The organism is Micromonospora sp. NPDC005087, assembly GCF_042872965.1.
Classification (GTDB): domain Bacteria; phylum Actinomycetota; class Actinomycetes; order Mycobacteriales; family Micromonosporaceae; genus Micromonospora.
In genome coordinates this window covers 183,424-200,084 of sequence record NZ_JBIALB010000004.1, presented here as the reverse complement: position 1 = coordinate 200,084, position 16,661 = coordinate 183,424, and the positions used below count along the sequence as shown (strand labels likewise).

Annotated in this window: 18 protein-coding genes; 6 read left to right on the top strand and 12 right to left on the bottom strand. The window is 73.1% G+C overall.

The annotated features are described in order from the left end of the window. Nucleotides 1–111: 111 nt before the first annotated feature. Entirely contained in the window at nucleotides 112–1,554 is a 1,443-nt protein-coding gene (locus tag ACFYPS_RS11990; RefSeq protein WP_387324308.1) for a PQQ-binding-like beta-propeller repeat protein, read from the bottom strand. A 103-nt stretch (nucleotides 1,555–1,657) separates the two neighbouring features. After that, nucleotides 1,658–2,164, bottom strand: a complete 507-nt coding sequence (locus tag ACFYPS_RS11985) for an Lrp/AsnC family transcriptional regulator (protein WP_387324305.1) — start codon at nucleotides 2,162–2,164, stop codon at nucleotides 1,658–1,660. 139 nt (nucleotides 2,165–2,303) lie between these two features. Between ACFYPS_RS11985 and hppD the strand changes: the two genes are divergently transcribed. The 4 genes from hppD (at nucleotide 2,304) to hisC (ending at nucleotide 6,370) form a co-directional block, all read left to right on the top strand. After that, complete coding sequence (hppD, locus tag ACFYPS_RS11980; protein ID WP_387324302.1) at nucleotides 2,304–3,509, top strand: 4-hydroxyphenylpyruvate dioxygenase; 1,206 nt, start codon at nucleotides 2,304–2,306, stop codon at nucleotides 3,507–3,509. Between the two features lie 11 nt (nucleotides 3,510–3,520). Next, the gene (locus tag ACFYPS_RS11975) at nucleotides 3,521–4,222 is read left to right on the top strand and encodes an RDD family protein (RefSeq protein ID WP_387324300.1); all 702 of its coding nucleotides are present in this window, start codon (nucleotides 3,521–3,523) and stop codon (nucleotides 4,220–4,222) included. Nucleotides 4,223–4,298: 76 nt separating this feature from the next. Next, a complete protein-coding gene (locus tag ACFYPS_RS11970) occupies nucleotides 4,299–5,270 on the top strand; it encodes an RDD family protein (protein WP_387324297.1) in 972 nt (323 codons plus the stop codon). Beyond that, entirely contained in the window at nucleotides 5,267–6,370 is a 1,104-nt protein-coding gene (hisC, locus tag ACFYPS_RS11965; RefSeq protein WP_354963473.1) for a histidinol-phosphate transaminase, read from the top strand. Before ACFYPS_RS11970 ends, hisC begins: the two co-directional genes overlap by 4 nt. A 47-nt stretch (nucleotides 6,371–6,417) precedes the next feature. Here hisC and ACFYPS_RS11960 read toward each other — a convergent pair whose 3' ends face one another. The 5 genes from ACFYPS_RS11960 to ACFYPS_RS11940 form a co-directional block, all read right to left on the bottom strand. Then, nucleotides 6,418–7,674: a PQQ-binding-like beta-propeller repeat protein gene (locus tag ACFYPS_RS11960; RefSeq protein ID WP_354963472.1), complete on the bottom strand. Its 1,257-nt coding sequence runs from the start codon at nucleotides 7,672–7,674 to the stop codon at nucleotides 6,418–6,420. A gap of 102 nt (nucleotides 7,675–7,776) precedes the next feature. Beyond that, nucleotides 7,777–8,259, bottom strand: a complete 483-nt coding sequence (locus ACFYPS_RS11955; RefSeq protein WP_387324293.1) for an SRPBCC family protein — start codon at nucleotides 8,257–8,259, stop codon at nucleotides 7,777–7,779. A 135-nt stretch (nucleotides 8,260–8,394) separates the two neighbouring features. Further along, complete coding sequence (locus ACFYPS_RS11950; protein ID WP_354963470.1) at nucleotides 8,395–8,604, bottom strand: DUF397 domain-containing protein; 210 nt, start codon at nucleotides 8,602–8,604, stop codon at nucleotides 8,395–8,397. Nucleotides 8,605–8,843: 239 nt separating this feature from the next. Then, nucleotides 8,844–10,040 (bottom strand): fumarylacetoacetase, encoded by a 1,197-nt coding sequence (gene fahA / locus ACFYPS_RS11945; RefSeq protein ID WP_387324290.1) that lies wholly within the window; start codon nucleotides 10,038–10,040, stop codon nucleotides 8,844–8,846. After that, on the bottom strand, nucleotides 10,037–10,906 hold the full coding sequence (locus tag ACFYPS_RS11940) for a hypothetical protein (RefSeq protein ID WP_354963468.1): 870 nt from the start codon (nucleotides 10,904–10,906) through the stop codon (nucleotides 10,037–10,039). The genes fahA and ACFYPS_RS11940 overlap by 4 nt, the downstream gene beginning before the upstream one ends. Nucleotides 10,907–11,000: 94 nt before the next feature. On the opposite strand from ACFYPS_RS11940, the gene ACFYPS_RS11935 reads away from it, so the two are divergent. After that, nucleotides 11,001–12,167, top strand: coding sequence for a homogentisate 1,2-dioxygenase (locus tag ACFYPS_RS11935; protein ID WP_387324287.1), 1,167 nt, complete (start codon nucleotides 11,001–11,003; stop codon nucleotides 12,165–12,167). A gap of 1 nt (nucleotide 12,168) precedes the next feature. Here ACFYPS_RS11935 and ACFYPS_RS11930 read toward each other — a convergent pair whose 3' ends face one another. The 4 genes from ACFYPS_RS11930 to ACFYPS_RS11915 are packed head-to-tail and all read right to left on the bottom strand — an operon-like array spanning nucleotide 12,169 to nucleotide 14,947. Continuing rightward, on the bottom strand, nucleotides 12,169–13,200 hold the full coding sequence (locus ACFYPS_RS11930; protein ID WP_387324284.1) for a tetratricopeptide repeat protein: 1,032 nt from the start codon (nucleotides 13,198–13,200) through the stop codon (nucleotides 12,169–12,171). A 10-nt stretch (nucleotides 13,201–13,210) separates the two neighbouring features. Continuing rightward, the gene (gene ispF / locus ACFYPS_RS11925) at nucleotides 13,211–13,693 is read right to left on the bottom strand and encodes a 2-C-methyl-D-erythritol 2,4-cyclodiphosphate synthase (RefSeq protein ID WP_354963465.1); all 483 of its coding nucleotides are present in this window, start codon (nucleotides 13,691–13,693) and stop codon (nucleotides 13,211–13,213) included. A 16-nt stretch (nucleotides 13,694–13,709) separates the two neighbouring features. Then, the gene (gene ispD, locus ACFYPS_RS11920) at nucleotides 13,710–14,405 is read right to left on the bottom strand and encodes a 2-C-methyl-D-erythritol 4-phosphate cytidylyltransferase (RefSeq protein WP_387324280.1); all 696 of its coding nucleotides are present in this window, start codon (nucleotides 14,403–14,405) and stop codon (nucleotides 13,710–13,712) included. Nucleotides 14,406–14,461: 56 nt separating this feature from the next. Then, nucleotides 14,462–14,947, bottom strand: a complete 486-nt coding sequence (locus ACFYPS_RS11915) for a CarD family transcriptional regulator (protein WP_007073334.1) — start codon at nucleotides 14,945–14,947, stop codon at nucleotides 14,462–14,464. 328 nt (nucleotides 14,948–15,275) lie between these two features. Here ACFYPS_RS11915 and ACFYPS_RS11910 point away from each other — a divergent pair, with 328 nt between their 5' ends. Then, on the top strand, nucleotides 15,276–15,956 hold the full coding sequence (locus ACFYPS_RS11910; RefSeq protein WP_354963463.1) for a hypothetical protein: 681 nt from the start codon (nucleotides 15,276–15,278) through the stop codon (nucleotides 15,954–15,956). A 51-nt stretch (nucleotides 15,957–16,007) separates the two neighbouring features. Here ACFYPS_RS11910 and ACFYPS_RS11905 read toward each other — a convergent pair whose 3' ends face one another. Then, nucleotides 16,008–16,649, bottom strand: coding sequence for a hypothetical protein (locus ACFYPS_RS11905; RefSeq protein WP_354963462.1), 642 nt, complete (start codon nucleotides 16,647–16,649; stop codon nucleotides 16,008–16,010). Nucleotides 16,650–16,661: the final 12 nt, after the last annotated feature.

Here is a 16,661-nt window from a genome sequence, read left to right as displayed (position 1 = left end):
CCGCCGGGCTGGTCCTGGGATGCCGCTCTCATTCGCCGGCCCCGCCGAGCTCCCGGCTCGTCCCGGTCAGCGTCCCGCCCGGCCGAGGCTGGCCGCGCCGGCACCGCCCGCTCAGCCGTCCTTGCCTCCGGCCGGGTCGCCGCAGAGTTCCCGCTTGGGCCCGCAGTTGTCGTCGCCTCCGGGGGCGGGGCCGGTGCCGCCCGGGCCGGGGATGCCGCCGCTGTCGGGCGGTGCGCCGGGGGCGCCGGCGGTCGCGCCGAAGCGGACGTACCCGATTTCCCGCCCCTCACCGACGATCATGCCCTGCGGCCCGACGGCGAGGGCGTTCGCGGGGGTCCGCAGGGCGGCAAGCTCCCGGCCGCTGCGCGGGTCCACGGCGACCAACCGGGACGGCTTCTCGTCGGCGACCACCGCCGCGTACGGCGTGAGCGCCGCGCCGGCCTTGCCGCCGGCGGGCCGGGTCCACAGAACCCGGTCGGTGCCGAGTTCGCGGGCCACCACCGAGCGCTTGTCGGCGGCCCGGAACAGGGCGTACCGGTCGTCGACCGCGATCAGCTTGGTACCCGGTTCGCCGACCCAGAGCAGCCGCCCGTCGTACCCGTCGATGACCGCCTCGCGGCCGTCCGGGCCGACCCCGACCAGGACGTTCCGCGCGCCCTGCGGGTCCTCGCGCTGGGCGCAGCCGGCGCTGTCGGCGGTCCGCAGGTTGACGCCGGCCCGCTGCCAGGCCTCCTGCCCGGTAGCCGGGTCGCGGGCGGAGATGGCGAAGTAGCAGGTGCCGTCCTGGGAGCGGGCGTCGATCCGCAGCATCCGACCGCCCACCACGGAGAGCCGCTCGTCCCGGTCCGGCTCGACGTTCTGCAGCACCCGGCCGGTCGCGGTGTCGACCACGTGCACGCGACCGTCGACCGGGAACCCGAGCAGTGGTGGCACCGGCTCCGGTCCGGCCACCCGGTCGTCGATCCGGGTGGCGGTGAGCCGGCGGGTGCCGCGCAGACCCGGGTTGTCGGCGAGCAGCCCGCTGCTCACGCCGGGCAGGAAGGCCGTCCACAGTGGTGCGGTGCCACGCGGATCCCAGGCGCTCAGGGTGCAGTCGGTGGCGTCGGTGCAGTGGGCGTCCAGCAGCAGGTTGCGGTACGTCCAGACGGCAACCGCGTCGTCGTCACGTCGCCGGGTCACCCCGGTGCTGGGGTCGAGCAGCTCGTACCCCTTGACCAGGAGCTTTCCTACCGCGACCACCGGGTCCCGGTCGCCGCCGGCCACCGCGGACCAGTCCGCCTTGCGCTCCCAGAGCTGAGCGCCGGTGGCGAGGCTGCGGGCTTCGACCCGGGTGCGCTGCTCGACCACCACCGTGTCGCCGGCGATGGTCACGCTGCGCGGGGTGCCGCCGGCCCGCACCTGCCAGACCACGTCCGGCTCGGAGATGGGTTCACTGCGGTCCACCCAGTCCCACAGGCCCGGGAAAGGGTTCCACACGCCGGTCGCGGCGAGGGCGACCACCACGGCGAGGCCAAGCAGCAGCCCGCCGCGCACGCTCCCCTTCGCCACACGCACACGGTAGCCACGATCACGGATCTTTCGTACGCCCGCGCCGCCGTGTCGCCGCGCTTTCTGCGGCCGGAGGTGTTAACAGGGGGCCCTTCCTCTACCGGAGGCGTTAAGAAGGTGCCCTTCCTTCGGTCCGTACGGCACTGCGCACCAGCGGCAGCGTGCGGTACGGGATCTGCTCGGCCAGCGCGATGATCGTCGAAGCCCGAGTGATCCCAACGGACGACACGATCTGGTCGATGACCCGCTGCAGGTCCGTGTTGGAGCGGGCCACGATCCGGCAGAGCAGGTCACTGGAACCGGTGATGGTGTGCGCCTCCAGCACCTCGGGAATGGCGGCCAGGTGGGCGGTGACCGGGTCGTGGCCGTGCCGCTGACTGATCTCCAGGGTGACGAAGCTGGTCACCCCGAACCCGATCGCGGCCGGTGAGATCTCCGGGCCGAACCCGCCGATGACTCCCCGGTCGACCAGCTTGTCCAGCCGGGCCTGCACGGTGCCTCGGGCCACCCCGAGCCGCCGGGAGCACTCCAGCACGCCGATCCGCGGCTCCTCGGCGAGCAGTTCGATCAAACGCACGTCGAGCGTGTCGAGCTGTACAGCCTGCTCACCATTCATGGGTTCAGACCATACCGAATGTGCAACCTGACCAGCTTTTACTCCGACAGTTGCCCAGTCGGGGCCGGCACAGCGATCCTCGCCACAGGAACCAACCACGGCGGCCCACGAGGCCGGCCGGTACGCGAGGGAGGCCACCATGACCCAGGCGATCGACCGACCCCAGTCGACCGAGGACGTCGACGTCGACCGGCTCGTCGGCGCCGTCGACCACGACATCAGCCACGACCCCTTCCCGGTGAAGGGCCTCGACCACGTGCACTTCCTGGTCGGCAACGCCAAGCAGGCCGCGCACTACTACTCCACCGCGTTCGGCATGACCTGCGTGGCGTACCGCGGCCCCGAGCAGGGCTACCGGGACCACGCCCAGTACGTGCTGACCAGCGGCTCCGCCCGGTTCGTGCTGACCGGCGCGGTGCGCCCGGACGCCGACGGCGCCGAGCACGTGGCCCGGCACAGCGACGGGGTGAGCGACATTGCGCTCGAGGTGCCGGACGTGGACACCGCGTACGCACACGCCATCGCCCAGGGCGCCACCAGCGTCGTGGAGCCGCACGAGGTGACCGACGAGCACGGCACGGTCCGGATGGCGGCCATCGCCGCGTACGGTGACACCCGGCACACGCTGGTCGACCGGTCCCGCTACACCGGCCCGTTCCTGCCCGGCTTCGTGGCCCGCAGCCCGATCGTGGACCGGCAGCCGATGATCGACGCCGGCATCCAGCCGAAGCGCTTCTTCCAGGCCGTCGACCACGTGGTCGGCAACGTGGAACTGGGCCGGATGGACGAGTGGGTCGAGTTCTACAAGCGGGTGATGGGCTTCACCAACATGGCGGAGTTCATCGGCGACGACATCGCCACCGACTACTCGGCGCTGATGAGCAAGGTCGTGGCGAGCGGCACCCGCAAGGTGAAGTTCCCGCTCAACGAGCCGGCGATCGCGCGCAAGAAGTCGCAGATCGACGAGTACCTCGAGTTCTACCAGGGCCCGGGCGCCCAGCACATCGCCGTCGCCACCAACGACATCCTGGCCAGCGTCGACGCGATGCGGGCCGCCGGGGTGGAGTTCCTGGACACCCCGGACTCGTACTACGAGGACCCGGAGCTGCGTGCCCGGATCGGCAACGTGCGGGTGCCGATCGAGGAGCTGAAGGCCCGCAGGATCCTGGTCGACCGGGACGAGGACGGCTACCTGCTCCAGATCTTCACCAAGCCCGTGCAGGACCGGCCGACCGTCTTCTTCGAGTTGATCGAGCGGCACGGCTCGCTCGGCTTCGGCAAGGGCAACTTCAAGGCGCTCTTCCAGGCCATCGAGCGGGAGCAGGAAGCCCGCGGCAACCTGTAACACTTGCGAGCGTGACGCAGCCTCCGTCGTACCCGACGCCGCCGGTCGGTGGGCCCCCGCCCGCCGCCGGCGGCGTCGCTCCGCCGCCCGGACCACACCCCCAGGGGTACGCGGTGCCGCCGCAGTACGCTCCGCCCGGATACGCCCCGGCGCCGTGGTACGCCGGGCCGCCCCGACCGGTGACCCCGCCACCGGCACTGAGCCCCGGCGGGCAGCCGCTGGCCAGCTTCGCCGACCGGCTGCTGGCCGCTCTGATCGACACCGCGGTCTTCCTGGTGATCGGCATGGTGCTCGCCGTACCCGCAATGATCATCTTCATGATCGTCGTCATGCCCGACCTCTTCCAGGTCGCGCCGGACGGCACCCTCCGCGAGCCTGACTTCCTCAACGATTTCCTGCTGCCGTTGCTGTGGATCGAACTCGCGGTCTTCGCGATCTCGCTGGTGATCGGGTACGTCTACTACGTCGAGATGATGTTCAAGAGCGGCCAGACGTTCGGCAAGAAGAGCATGAAGCTGCGGATCGTTCCGCTCGACCCGGCCCGCACCCTCGACCGTCGGGCCGCCGCCAAGCGGTACCTGGTGCAGCAGGGCGCCGGCCTGATTCCCGGTCTGAGCTATCTCGACGGGTTGTGGCAGCTCTGGGATAAGCCCTGGCAGCAGTGCCTCCACGACAAGGTCGCCGGAACCGTCGTCGTTAAGGTGTCCTCGTGAGCGAGCGCAGCGAGCGAACCATCAGGCTCAGTAGCGTGGCGCCTCGCGCCGGCGCGCAGCGAAGCGGAGCGGCGGCGTGAGCGTGCAACCTGGCTGGTACGTCGACCCGGCCGACCGTGAGACCCGGCGCTACTGGGACGGCGAGGGCTGGCTCGGCGCGCCCATCCCCGTCGACGAGACTCCGCCGGACGGGCCACCCCCGGTCGAGCCGCCACCCGTCCCGGTCACCCCGGCCGCGCCGGCACCGCCGGCCGCTCCCGGCCCGGTGACCGCCGCGCCGGGCTGGTCGCCACACCACGGTCCAGGTCCACAGCCAGGGCCGGGCACACAGCCGGGGCACGGCCCGGGCTGGGGACCGCAGGCGGGTCCCCCCGGCTGGGCACCGCACGGTGTTCCGCCCGGCTGGGCGCCGCACGGTGCTCCTCCCGGCTGGCCTGGACGGCCGCCCGAGCCGCGCCCGCACGGGCTGGCGTTGGCCGGCTACGGCCAGCGGTTCACCGCCCGACTGATCGACTTTGGCCTCGTCTTCGCGCTGAACGCACTGGTCAACGGCTGGTTCGTCTGGCGGTGGGTCCAGGAGTGGGCGCCGTACTGGCGGGAACTTTTCCGGCGAGCAGCGCGCGGCGACACCTCCGCCGAGGGGATGCCGGTGCCTGGCGAACAGGCCGGGCTTCTCCTGGTGGTGATCCTGGTGATCGCCACGGCGCTCTGGCTGGCGTACGAGGTGCCCGCCATGGCCGCTGGCGGGCAGACCATCGGCAAGCGGGTGATGCGGATCCGCGCCGTGCCGCTCGCCGCCGACCAGCCGCTGGGCTTCGGCTCGGCGCTGAGCCGGTGGACCACGCTCGGCATGCCCACCCTGCTCTGGTACTGCGCCGGGCTCGGCCTGCTGCTGCAATTGGTCGACGCCCTCTCCCCGCTCTTCGACCACCCGCTCCGTCAGGCGCTGCACGACAGACGTGCGCAGACGGTGGTCGTCCAGGTCCCCCGCACCACCGGTTCCGCCACCCAGAACGACAGCAACGAGCCCTCGGGAGAAACCCCATGACCGACTCCGGACGTCACCAGCCGGCGCTGCGGCTGACCCGCGCCGACCTCGACGCGCTGCCCAGCTACGTACCGGGGCGCAGCCCCGCCGACCTGGCGCGTGAGCTGGGTCTGCCGGAGGCGATCAAGCTGGCCAGCAACGAGGTGCCGTACGGGCCGCTGCCCGGTGTGGTGGAGGCGGTCACCGAGGCGCTCGCCGCTTCGCACCGCTACCCGGACATGGGCGTGGTCGCGTTGCGCGACGCGCTGGCCCAGCGGTACGGGGTGGACGCCGACCGGATCGCCACCGGCTGCGGGTCGGTGGCGCTCGCCGAGCACCTGGTGCGGGCCACCTGCCTGCCCGGCGACGAACTGCTCTACTCGTGGCGGTCGTTCGAGGCGTACCCGATCATTGCGGCGACCAGCGGCGCGACCAGCGTGCGCGTGCCCAACGACGCCGGGCACGGGCACGACCTGGCGGCGCTGGCCGCGGCGGTGACCGACCGGACCCGGATGGTCCTGGTCTGCAACCCGAACAACCCCACCGGCACTGCGGTACGCCGGGCGGAGCTGGACCGGTTCCTCGACGCGGTGCCGGACGACGTGCTGGTGGTCATCGACGAGGCATACCGGGAGTTCGTCACCGACCCGGAGGTGCCGGACGGGCTCGACTACCTGGACCGGCCGAACGTGGCGGTGCTGCGCACCCTGTCCAAGGCGTGGGGCCTGGCTGGGCTGCGGGTGGGCTGGCTGGTCGCCCAGCCGGTCGTGGCGGCGGCGATCCGCAAGGTGGTGACCCCGTTCTCCACCAGCACGGCCGCCCAGGCCGGGGCTCTTGCCGCGCTGGCCCAGGCTCCGGAGATGGAGCGCCGTTGTGCCCTGGTCGTCGCCGAGCGGGACCGGGTCACCGAGGCGGTGCGCAAGTTCGTGCCCGACGTCCCCACCAGCCAGGCCAACTTCATCTGGCTGCCGCTGGGCGACCGGGCGGTGGCGTTCGGCAAGTCGTGCGAGGCGCGCGGGGTCATCGTCCGCCCGTTCGCCGGGGACGGGGTCCGCGTCACCATCGGCACTCCGGCCGAGAACGACGCGTTCCTGGCCGCCGCGGAGGCGGCACTGGTCTGACTCGCCGGCTCACTCCGGTCGCCGACGGCGCACCACCAGCCAACCGATCAGGTGGCGGCCAGGACCACCGTCTCGGCGGTCAGGTAGTACCGCTGGTCGTCCCCGGTCGGGTCGACCGGCTCGCGGAGCCGTTCCACCGCGAGGTAGCCGTCCGCCGCCGCCACCGCCCCGGGCGCCCAGCCGGTCCCGTCCGAGCCGACGTTGAGCGTGAAGCGAGAGAGCTGCCTACCGGTCACCGGATCGAGCGTCACCAGGTCGTTCTCGTCGGTCAGCAGGTGCACCCGGCCGGGTTGGGCGGCGAGCACCCGGGCCCGTCCCAGCCCGTCGACCCGCCACAGCTCGGCACCGGAGCGGGTCGACCGACCAACGGCCACACCGTCGAGCACGGTGATCGCCTGCTCGCCGGCCAGGATGGTGCCGGACGAGTCCAGCGCGGGGGCGGCGATCGGCTCACCGGCGCCTAGCAGCCACCCCCGGCCACCCGCGTCACCCGGCCCGGCGGTCCGCAGCCCCGGGCAGTCCGACCGCCCGGTACGGCAACCGAGCGGTGTCGCCACCAGCCCGTCCGGGCCGTTCGGCGGCCGCCAGCGCTCGCGCACCATGCCGGTCACCGCGTCCCGGAACTCGACCGTGGCCGGGCCGGCGCAGTTGTCGACGCCGATCAGCTGGCCGGAGGAGGTGGTGCCGACGTCGTCGCGGCAGCCTCCGGGCAGGTCGACCCGCCACAGCTCCCGGCCGCCGCTCAGCGCCACCCCGCGCGCCTGGGTGTCTCCGGTGACCACCAGCACCGTCCGGCCGTCCTTGAGGTCGGTGAGGTAGATCCCGCGCGGATCCCAGACCGTTGCCGCCCCGGTACGCCGGACCACCGGCCCACCCCGGGCGGGCACCGGGCCGTCGGCTCGCCAGAGCACCCGCCCGGTCGACGCGTCGAGCGCGACCAGACGGCCGTCGGACCAGCGGCTGACCACGGTCCTGCCGCTGGCCACCACCCCGGTCAGCTCCGCCGGCCAGCGCCGGTACGACCAGTACGGGCTGGTCCGGCGCCGCCCGTCGACCGGCCGGTCGGCATAGACTTGGCGGTGCGCGGCGTACACCCGCAGCCGCGCGTCCACGATCAACGGGGCGACCGGCAGCCGACCGACCACACCGACGGCCGGCTGAGCCGCGGCCGGGTACGTCCCCCGTGCCACCGTGCTCACCTCGGCCGGCGCGAGCACCCGGTGGACGATGACCGCGACCGCCGCGGTGGCGAGCAGCGCCACGACCGCCATCACGAGCCGTCGTCGGCCCTTCGGGAACCCCATGCCGCACCTCCGCCCGGCACCCTACCCAGCGGAACCCGTCGGACCCTGGTCAGGTCGCGCCGACCGGCGGGGACATCGGCGGTGGAACCGGACGGATGAAGGTCAGGCTGCTTCGACGGAGCCGGTGGCGCCGGCCACGAGGGCCAGGTCGGCGAGATCACGCCGAAGCGCCACCTCCACCGCCCGGGCGGCGAGCCCACCGAGCAGCAGCGCCACCACCCGGCCGTACGGGGCGGTCGGCACCGCCTCCTGGGTGACGGTGACCGCCGTGCAGCCACGACGGCGACGCTGGACCGACCGCAGGCTCCAGGTGATCCGGTAGTCCACACCGGCACCGGAGGAACAGAGCACCAGCCGGTGTGGGGCGCGCGCCTCCACCACCAGGAACTCCTCGGTCAGCGTGCCGCCGCCCGGCTGGGTGCGCTCCTCGCGCCACGCGGTGCCGGGCCCGAACGGACCCGGGGTGAGCAGCTCGACCGGGCCGGCGGCGCTCAGCCGGGCCGCACGGCCGGGAAGGTCGGTCAGTAGACGCCAGACGTCGACGGCGTGCGCCTCGATGAACCCGGTAACCGCCACCGTCGACATGCCACCCTCCCGTGTCCTCGACGGTACGCGGGGTAAGGGCCGGACGGGGCCTCCGGGACGGAATTTCCACCGCCCGGAGGCCACGTTGTCCGTTTCGCCCGGCCGATCGGCGGCGGTCAGCGACCGGTACGGCGGTCAGCGATCGAAGCGACCGGCCCGGATCGCGCCGATGAACGCCGTCCATCCCGGCGGGCTGACGGCGAGTGTGGGACCGGCCTGGTCCTTGGAGTCGCGGACCGCGACCAGACCGACGACGTCGACCAGGTTGTCCGCCACCTCCACGCAGAGCCCCTGGTCGTTGGAACGGCTGCTGGTACGCCATACCGCGCCCGCGAAATCGTGCATCGTCCTACCTCCGTGTGCGATGGGGTGCCCCACCGCTGGCAGCCGGGCGCGGCCCGGCCCGTACCGGGCGGCGGGGCGGCGATGGAATCCGCGACGATCAACGGGGTAACCCGGATCGGTGATCGCACAGCCGGTGCGATCATCAGTCCCATCGACGAGACGGTTCCCCGGACGGGCCCACACTGGGTCCAGCACGACCCCCGAACCCGGTCCGACCGGCCGGTCAAGGGGTGCCCGGATCAGCGGGCCGGACGGACCGTCCCGGTGACCTCGCCGAGGGCGACGGTGGTGCCGTCCGGGCCGGGAGCGGTGGCGGTGATGGTCACCGTGTCGCCGTCGGCGAGGAAGGTGCGACTCTCCCCGCCGAGCTTCACCGGCTCTGCCCCGCCCCAGGTCAGCTCCAGGAACGAGCCGACCTGCCCACGGTCCGGGCCGGAGACGGTGCCCGAGGCGTACAGGTCGCCGGTGCGCAGGGACGCGCCGTTGACGGTGAGGTGCGCCAACTGCTGGGCCGGCGTCCAGTACATGGTGGCGAACGGCGGCTCGCTGACCCGCTCGCCGTTCCATTCGACGGCCAGCCGGAGGTCCAGCCCCAGGTGCGGCACGTCCCGCAGGTAGCCGACGACCGGCGGGTCCTGGTCCGGCGCCGGCACGAAGGCGTCAGCGAGCGCGTCGAGTGGCGTCACCCAGGCCGAGATCGAGGTGGCGAAGGACTTGCCCAGGAACGGCCCGAGCGGCTGGTACTCCCAGGCCTGGATGTCCCGCGCCGACCAGTCGTTGACCAGCACCACGCCGAAGACGTGGTCGGCGAAGTCGTCGACGGACACCCGGGCGCCCAGCGGGCTGGGAACGCCGACCACGAAGCCGACCTCAGCCTCGATGTCGAGGCGTACGGACGGGCCGGTGACCGGGCCCTCGGCGGAGGCGCGCTGGCCGGTCGGGCGGATAACCGGCGTCCCGGAGACCACCACCGTGCCGGCCCGCCCGTGGTAGCCGATCGGCAGGTGCTTCCAGTTGGGCAGCAACGGCGGCTGGCCCGGGCGGAAGATCTGCCCGACGTTCGACGCATGGTGCTCGGAGGAGTAGAAGTCGACGTAGTCGGCCACGTCGACCGGGAGCAGCAACTCCACCTCATCCAGCGGCACCAGCAGCGGCTCCACCTCGGCCCGGTGCGCCGGGTCGGTCAGCAGTTCGGTGATCCGCCGCCGCACGGCCGTCCACTGCGGACGGCCCAGCGCCATGAAGTCGTTGAGAGTGGGCCGGCACAGCGTCCCGGCGGCCAGCACCAGCTCGGCGGCCTCCGCCGCGGCCAGGTCGAGCACCCACGAACCGATCCGCACGCCGATCCGCGGCCGACCCCCGTCGGACCGAAACACCCCGTACGGCAGGTTCGTCACCCCGTACGGCGAACCGTCGACACCGGTCACCCAGGTCATGCGTCGTAGCCCCCGTTCACCAGCCCCAGCCGGATCAGATCGGTCAGTGGTTCCAGGATGCTGCACGAGCCGAAGCCGACCCAGAGCGGGCGGAGCGCGTCCAGCCGGCCGTTCGTGCGCTCCAGCAGCGGGCGCGGATCGGTGACGATGAGCAGCTCGGCGACCGTGCCCACGCCGTCGCCCTCGGCGGCCGCCAACGTCGCGGCCAGCACGTTGGCGTAGCCGTGGTGGGTGAACCCGGTCTCCGGGTCGAGGTGGCGGACCGCCTGGTGCAGCCCCGCGGTCAGCTTGAACGGCAGGTCCCGGTCCCGGCAGGCGCAGATAACCGCGGCCAGCTCGGCCGGCGTGGGGAATAGCTCGGCGGCCAACCCACCGGTGCGGAACTTGGCCGCGACCGGCACCCCGTCGGCCCGGGCGGCGGCGAGCGCGTCCAGCGCGCCCGTCAGCCCGAAGGTCAGCGGCAGCTCGGCGTAGACGGCCTCGACGTCGGGCAGGGAATCGGCCACCCGCAGCAGCTCGGCGATGCCGGGCAGCGGATCCTCGCCCCGCCGGGCGACCGCCACCTCGACCTGCCGGGCGGTGACGCCGTCCGGCGCCAGGAACGACAGCGCGAAGGGCAGGTTCCCGATCCCGGTGTCTCCGATCACGCCGACCACCAGGCCCTCGGCGGGGTCGACGAGACCACTCAGCTCGCCCGCGGCGACGGTCGAGGCCGGGACCAGCAGCGGGCCGACCAGGTCGGTGTACCAGGCGGCGCGGTGCCCGCGGTGGGCGGACAGGGCGTCGGGCAGCGCGGCGCTGCCCGGAGGGAAGACGGCGGCGTCATCCACCAGGCCGTCGAGGAGTGCGGGCACCTGCGTTGACACGGAACAAGAATGTACGGGACGCTACAAGGAACGGACAACAGCGTCCGATTATCGGACGCCCCCGGCCGGTTGACGGGACATATCGGGAGGCGAGATGCCGTACTACCGCAGCGTCGGCGAGGTGCCGCGCAAGCGCCACACCCAGTTCCGTCAGCCCGACGGCAGCCTCTACGCCGAGGAGCTGATGGGCCAGGAGGGCTTCTCCTCCGACTCGTCCCTTCTCTACCACCGGCGCGCGCCCACCGCGATCCTGGCTGCCGACGAGTTCACCCCGCCGGCGTTCACCCGGACGCCGAACCTGCCGCTCAAGCCTCGCCACCTGCGCACCCACAAGCTCGACGCCGGCGGTGCCGACCCGGTCCTCGGCCGGCAGTACCTGCTCGCCAACGACGACGTACGGATCGGGTACGTGCTCGCCGACCGGCCGTCGCCACTGTTCCGCGACGCCACCGGCGACCACTGCCTCTACGTCGAGTCGGGGGCGCTGCGGGTCGAGTCCCCGTTCGGCGTGCTGGACGCGGTGGCCGGCGACTACGTCGTCATCCCCACCTCGACCATCCACCGGCTCGTGCCCACCGGCGAGCAGCCCGTCCGGCTGCTCACCGTCGAGGCGTCCGGGCACATCGGCCCGCCCAAGCGCTACCTCTCGGTCCGGGGCCAGTTCCTGGAGCACTCGCCATACTGCGAGCGCGACGTCCGCGGCCCGGACGCCCCGCTGCTCGTCGACGGCGAGGAGGCGGAGGTGCTGGTCCGGCACCGGCGTGGCTGGACCCGCTACGTCTACGCGAACCACCCGTTCGACGTGGTCGGCTGGGACGGGCACCTCTACCCGTGGGCGTTCTCCATCCACGACTTCGAGCCGATCACGGGCCGGATCCACCAGCCCCCGCCCGTGCACCAGACCTTCCAGGGCCCGAACTTCGTCATCTGCTCGTTCGTTCCCCGCAAGGTCGACTACCACCCGGACTCGATCCCGGTGCCGTACAACCACCACAACGTCGACTCCGACGAGATGCTCTTCTACACCGGCGGCAACTACGAGGCCCGGCGCGGCTCCGGCATCGAGCAGGGCTCGATCTCGCTGCACCCGTCCGGCTTCACCCACGGCCCCCAGCCGGGCGCCGCCGAGCGCTCCATCGGTGCGGACTACTTCGACGAACTGGCCGTCATGGTCGACACCTTCCGCCCGCTGGACCTCTGCGACGCGGCCCCCGCCTGCGAGGACGACGGCTACGCCTGGACGTGGGCGCGTCGCGCCTAGATCACGAGCGGATGGCCGTGCGGGTGAAGATGGCGAATTCGGCGACCGCGGTGGCGGCGATGGCCAGTACGAGCGGCCACGGCGAGCCGACCACCGCGTACACCAGGAGCAGCACCGGCGCGGCCGCCACGGCGTAGATCGCCAGGGCCATCGTCCGGTCCGAGTGCAGCAGGGCGGGTAGGACGGTCCGGGTCAGCCCCGGCAGCCGAGCCGCGAGCTGCCAGACGACGATCGCCCCGGTGAGCGCGGCGAGCACCGCCAGGACGCGGGAGAAGCCGTCGTTCGCCGAGGCGGCGAAGGCCACGACCACCGCGGCCACCAGCGACCAACCAGCGCCGTAGAGCACCAGACGATGCAGGCCGTACGCGATGGTCCGCCCGGAGTCCATCCGGCGCGGGCTGATCGTGGCCGCCTCGGCGAGGTGTTCCAACGCCTCCGACCAGCGGCGCTGCTCCAGCCGGATGACACCCACGTCGTGCCGGGCGTCGGCGAGGCGCGGGTCGAGCCGCAGCGCCTCGCGGTAGGCCCGCTCGGCCAGGTCGAACAGCTCCAGCCGGGCCGCCACCAGGCCGAGCACCAGGTGCGCCTGCGGTTCGTCCGGGGTCAGCTCGACCCCGCGCCAGGCCGCGTTCAGCGCCGGCTGGCCGTTGCGCGAATCGGCCAGGAGCGCCGCCGCGCTGCGCTGGGCGTACGCGTCCGCCGGGCCGAGCGCGAGGAGCTGGTCGGCGGTGGCGGCCGACTCGGCGTAGCGCTCCAGGTCGGCCAGCGCCATGCCCCGGGCGACCAGCGGCGGGAGTGCCTCCGGTGCGGCGGCCACGGCCGCGTCGGCGGCGGTGAGCGCGTCGACCGGCCGGCCGGCCGCCAGGTGTACGCGGGCCAGCATGGTGAGCGCTTCCGGGTCGTCGGGCTTCAGCGCGAGCCCATAGGTCAGTTCCCCGGCCGCCTCGTCGTGGCGACCGAGTTCGGCGAGGAGCTGGGCGCGCTCGAGGTAGCCGTCGGCGGCGGAACGGTCGGAGGCGGGGTCGCTGGACATCGCGGCGAGCCTAGGTGGCCGGCGCGTCGTACACCAGGGCCACCGCGATGCCGGCGAGCCCTTCCTCGCGGCCGGTGAAGCCGAGCCCGTCGGTGGTCGCGGCGGAGACGGTGACCGGGGCACCGACGGCAGCGGAGAGAACCTGCTGGGCCTCCGCGCGGCGCCGGCCGATCTTGGGTCGGTTGCCGACGATCTGCACGGAGACGTTGCCGATCTCCAGGCCGGCGGCCCGCACCCGGCGTGCCGTCTCGGTCAGCAGGGCCACCCCGGACGCGCCCGCCCACTCCGGCTGGCCCACCCCGAAGGCGGAACCGAGATCACCCAGACCGGCGGCGGAGAGCAGCGCGTTGCAGGCGGCGTGCGCGGCCACGTCGGCGTCCGAGTGCCCGGCGAGGCCGTCCTGGTCGGGCCAGAGCAGGCCGGCCACCCAGCAGGGCCGGCCGGGCTCGAACGCGTGCACGTCGGTGCCGACGGCCACCCGGGGAACGATCATGAACCGAGGGTACGCGTCAATCGGCGGCCGCGAGCAGATGCTCGGCCAGCGCGAGGTCGAACGGGCGAGTGATCTTCAGCGCGTACTCCGAGCCGGGCACGCAGCTCACCGCGATGCCCTGCTTCTCGACCAGCCCGGCGTCGTCGGTGAGCGGATCGCCGGCCGCGGCGTGCGCGGCAGTGAGCACGGACCGGCGGAAGCCCTGCGGTGTCTGCACCGCGCGCAGGGCGGACCGGTCCACGGTGCCGAGCACCACCTCGTCGGCGCCGACCTCCTTGATCGTGTCGACGACCGGCAGCACCGGGATGACCGCGTCCCGCCCGTCGCGGACAGCCGCCGCGACGGACTCCACCAGCTCCGGCGGCGTCAGCGCACGGGCGGCGTCGTGCACCAGGATGATCGTCGGACCGGCGGGCACCGCGGCCAGCGCGGCGGCCACCGACGCCTGCCGCTCCGCGCCGCCAGGCACCACGGTCACCGGGGCGACCGGTGCGAGCAACTCGCGGACGGCCGTCACCTCGGCAGCCGGGGCGGCCACCACGATCGTGTGCACCGAGGGTGCGGCGGCCAGCCGGCGCACGGCGTGCACCAGCAGCGGCTCCCCGGCGAGCAGGCGCAGCGCCTTGGGTCGGCCGGGGCCGAGCCGTACGCCGGCACCCGCCGCAGGCACGAGGACCGCGACGTCACCGCGCGGATTCAGCTGCGCGGTCACGTCGCGGTCCTCGGTGGTTTCTTCGCTACGAATTGGGTACGACGATGCTGTGCGGACTAGGCCTCGGTGAGCACCTTGTCGAGCAGCGTCTCCGCCTCGTCCTTGGTGCTCTTCTCCGCCAGCGCGACCTCGCCGACGAGGATGTCACGGGCCTTGGCGAGCATCCGCTTCTCGCCCGCGGAAAGGCCCCGCTCCCGCTCCCGACGCCACAGGTCACGCACGACCTCGGCGACCTTCAGCGGGTTGCCGGAGGCCAGCTTCTCCAGGTTGGCCTTGTAACGCCGCGACCAATTGGTCGGCTCCTCGGTGTGCGGTGCCCGAAGAACGTCGAAGACCTTGCCGAGGCCCTCTTCGCCGACCACCTCACGCACGCCCACGATCTCGGCGTTCTCGGCCGGCACCCGGACCGTCAGGTCACCCTGCGCGACCCTCAGGACGAGGTACTGCTTAGGCTCGCCCTTGATGACCCGAGTCTCGATTGCCTCGATGAGTGCGGCCCCGTGGTGGGGGTAAACAACGGTCTCGCCGACACTGAAAACCATAGGTTCGAAACCCCTTTCGCTGTGTCTAGGGTAACACGGTCAGGCACCGATGTCTCACCGATGTCCTGACCGTTGGCGCAGCTCAGGGGCCCTGTGAGAGGTCTTTCTTCAGCTTGACAGGCGGTCAAACCGATGGTTCGAACACGCTCCGTAACGCACGGATGACTTCCCGGTACGGGTGAACAGAACGTCGAGATCAAGGGCTATGCGCTCACCTCATGGTATCCCGCCGGGCGGGACCGCGCCCAGGTGTAGCGGGAGGTGCCCCCGGTGCGGGACGCTGGAGGCAGCACCACACTCCGCTCTCGAGACGCTGCCAGGGGGTCCGATGGGCAAGCCGGACGCAGAGGGCCACGGGCTGCCCGACCTGCCACCCGAGTGGGGTCGGGTGGTCGTCCCCGACGACGCGTCCGCACTCGCCACCGAGGCCGCCCAGATCCGCCGTGAGCTGCGCCGGACCACCGGCCTACCGGGTGGGCACCGCGCCATGGCCCTGCCACTGCTGATCCTGCTGGTGGCCGTGCTCACCACACTGGCCGGCCTGCTGGCGGTCACCTGGCCGCGCGCCAACCGTGGCGCCGACCGCCCGACCCCGGCTCCCTACGCGCCACCCGCGCCCCTCGCCGGGCGGGCGCTGCCCGCGCTGGACCTGGTCGACGCCGGCCAGTCACCGGTACCCCTGCGCGGCCTACTGCCCGCCATGATCATCCTGGTGGACGGCTGCCCGTGCGCGGACCGGGTGGCCGAGGCCGTGGCGGCGGCGCCCGCCGGGGTGGCCGTGGTCACCGTCAGCGGAGGGCGGGCGGTTACCGCCCCACCGCCGGTCGGGCGGGACGTCCGCGCCCTGGCCGACCCCGCTGGCGGGCTGCGCTCGTTCCTGGGCGAGCCGGCGCGCAACGACACCGCGACCGCACTGCTGGTCGACCGCGCCGGCGTGGTGACCCGGGTGCTACCCGAAGTGGGGCCGGTCGACGCGTACCGGGAGGACCTGACCGCCCTCGCCCGCTGAGGTGGCCTCGCCGGACGGCCCGGCCAGCGAACGCCGGACGTACGGCTCGGGTCAGGACAGCTCGACGAATTGAGCCTCGACGTCGACCGGCTCCTCGCCGGCCGTCGACAGCGACACCCGGATCGGGCCACCGATCGCGTCGACGTCGGCCATGTTGAGCGCGCCGTCACAGTCGATCCGGGACGGTCCCGTCAGCCGCGCGCCGGTGACCACCACCAGCATGCCGCCCGGCCGGGTGCAGCGGTACTGCAGCAGATAGCGGCCGCCGTCGCCCGAGGCCTCCCGGATCACGCTCTTTCCAGGGGTGAGCGTCGCCCGCTCCCGCCAGATCGTCGCGCTGAATCCGGGCAGCCCGTCCGCCGGGTCCCCCTGGGATACGAACTCATCCGCGGGGCCGTCAAGGTCGGTGATCCTGCCCGTCTCCGGGTCGATCCACACCGACGAGGTCTCCCCCTCGCGGGCGATCACACTCGTCTCCGAATCCAGCTGCACCGTGCGCCGCACGTCGGGCACGCCGGAAGGCGTGCCACTTCCCGGCCCGATCTCGTCCGGCCGGACGGTCGGGGTGGGAGCCGGCTGGGCCGTCGCAGCGGGCGCGGCGGCACGCCACCACCAGCCGCCGACGGCCAGGGCGGCCAGGGCCACCCCGACCAGCGCCGCCGAACGCAGCCGGTCGTCCGCCGCAGCATCCATGCGGCGAGCGTA

Bases quoted from the DNA above. Each gene is read 5' to 3' on its own strand.
- ACFYPS_RS11905 (WP_354963462.1), bottom strand. From the start codon at position 16,649: ATGGATGCTGCGGCGGACGACCGGCTGCGTTCGGCGGCGCTGGTCGGG.
- fahA (WP_387324290.1), bottom strand. From the start codon at position 10,040: ATGACCTGGGTGACCGGTGTCGACGGTTCGCCGTACGGGGTGACGAAC.
- ACFYPS_RS11960 (WP_354963472.1), bottom strand. From the start codon at position 7,674: ATGGGGTTCCCGAAGGGCCGACGACGGCTCGTGATGGCGGTCGTGGCG.
- hppD (WP_387324302.1), top strand. From the start codon at position 2,304: ATGACCCAGGCGATCGACCGACCCCAGTCGACCGAGGACGTCGACGTC.
- hisC (WP_354963473.1), top strand. From the start codon at position 5,267: ATGACCGACTCCGGACGTCACCAGCCGGCGCTGCGGCTGACCCGCGCC.
- ACFYPS_RS11950 (WP_354963470.1), bottom strand. From the start codon at position 8,604: ATGCACGATTTCGCGGGCGCGGTATGGCGTACCAGCAGCCGTTCCAAC.
- ACFYPS_RS11935 (WP_387324287.1), top strand. From the start codon at position 11,001: ATGCCGTACTACCGCAGCGTCGGCGAGGTGCCGCGCAAGCGCCACACC.
- ispF (WP_354963465.1), bottom strand. From the start codon at position 13,693: ATGATCGTTCCCCGGGTGGCCGTCGGCACCGACGTGCACGCGTTCGAG.
- ACFYPS_RS11915 (WP_007073334.1), bottom strand. From the start codon at position 14,947: ATGGTTTTCAGTGTCGGCGAGACCGTTGTTTACCCCCACCACGGGGCC.
- ACFYPS_RS11930 (WP_387324284.1), bottom strand. From the start codon at position 13,200: ATGTCCAGCGACCCCGCCTCCGACCGTTCCGCCGCCGACGGCTACCTC.
- ACFYPS_RS11985 (WP_387324305.1), bottom strand. From the start codon at position 2,164: ATGAATGGTGAGCAGGCTGTACAGCTCGACACGCTCGACGTGCGTTTG.
- ACFYPS_RS11955 (WP_387324293.1), bottom strand. From the start codon at position 8,259: ATGTCGACGGTGGCGGTTACCGGGTTCATCGAGGCGCACGCCGTCGAC.
- ACFYPS_RS11910 (WP_354963463.1), top strand. From the start codon at position 15,276: ATGGGCAAGCCGGACGCAGAGGGCCACGGGCTGCCCGACCTGCCACCC.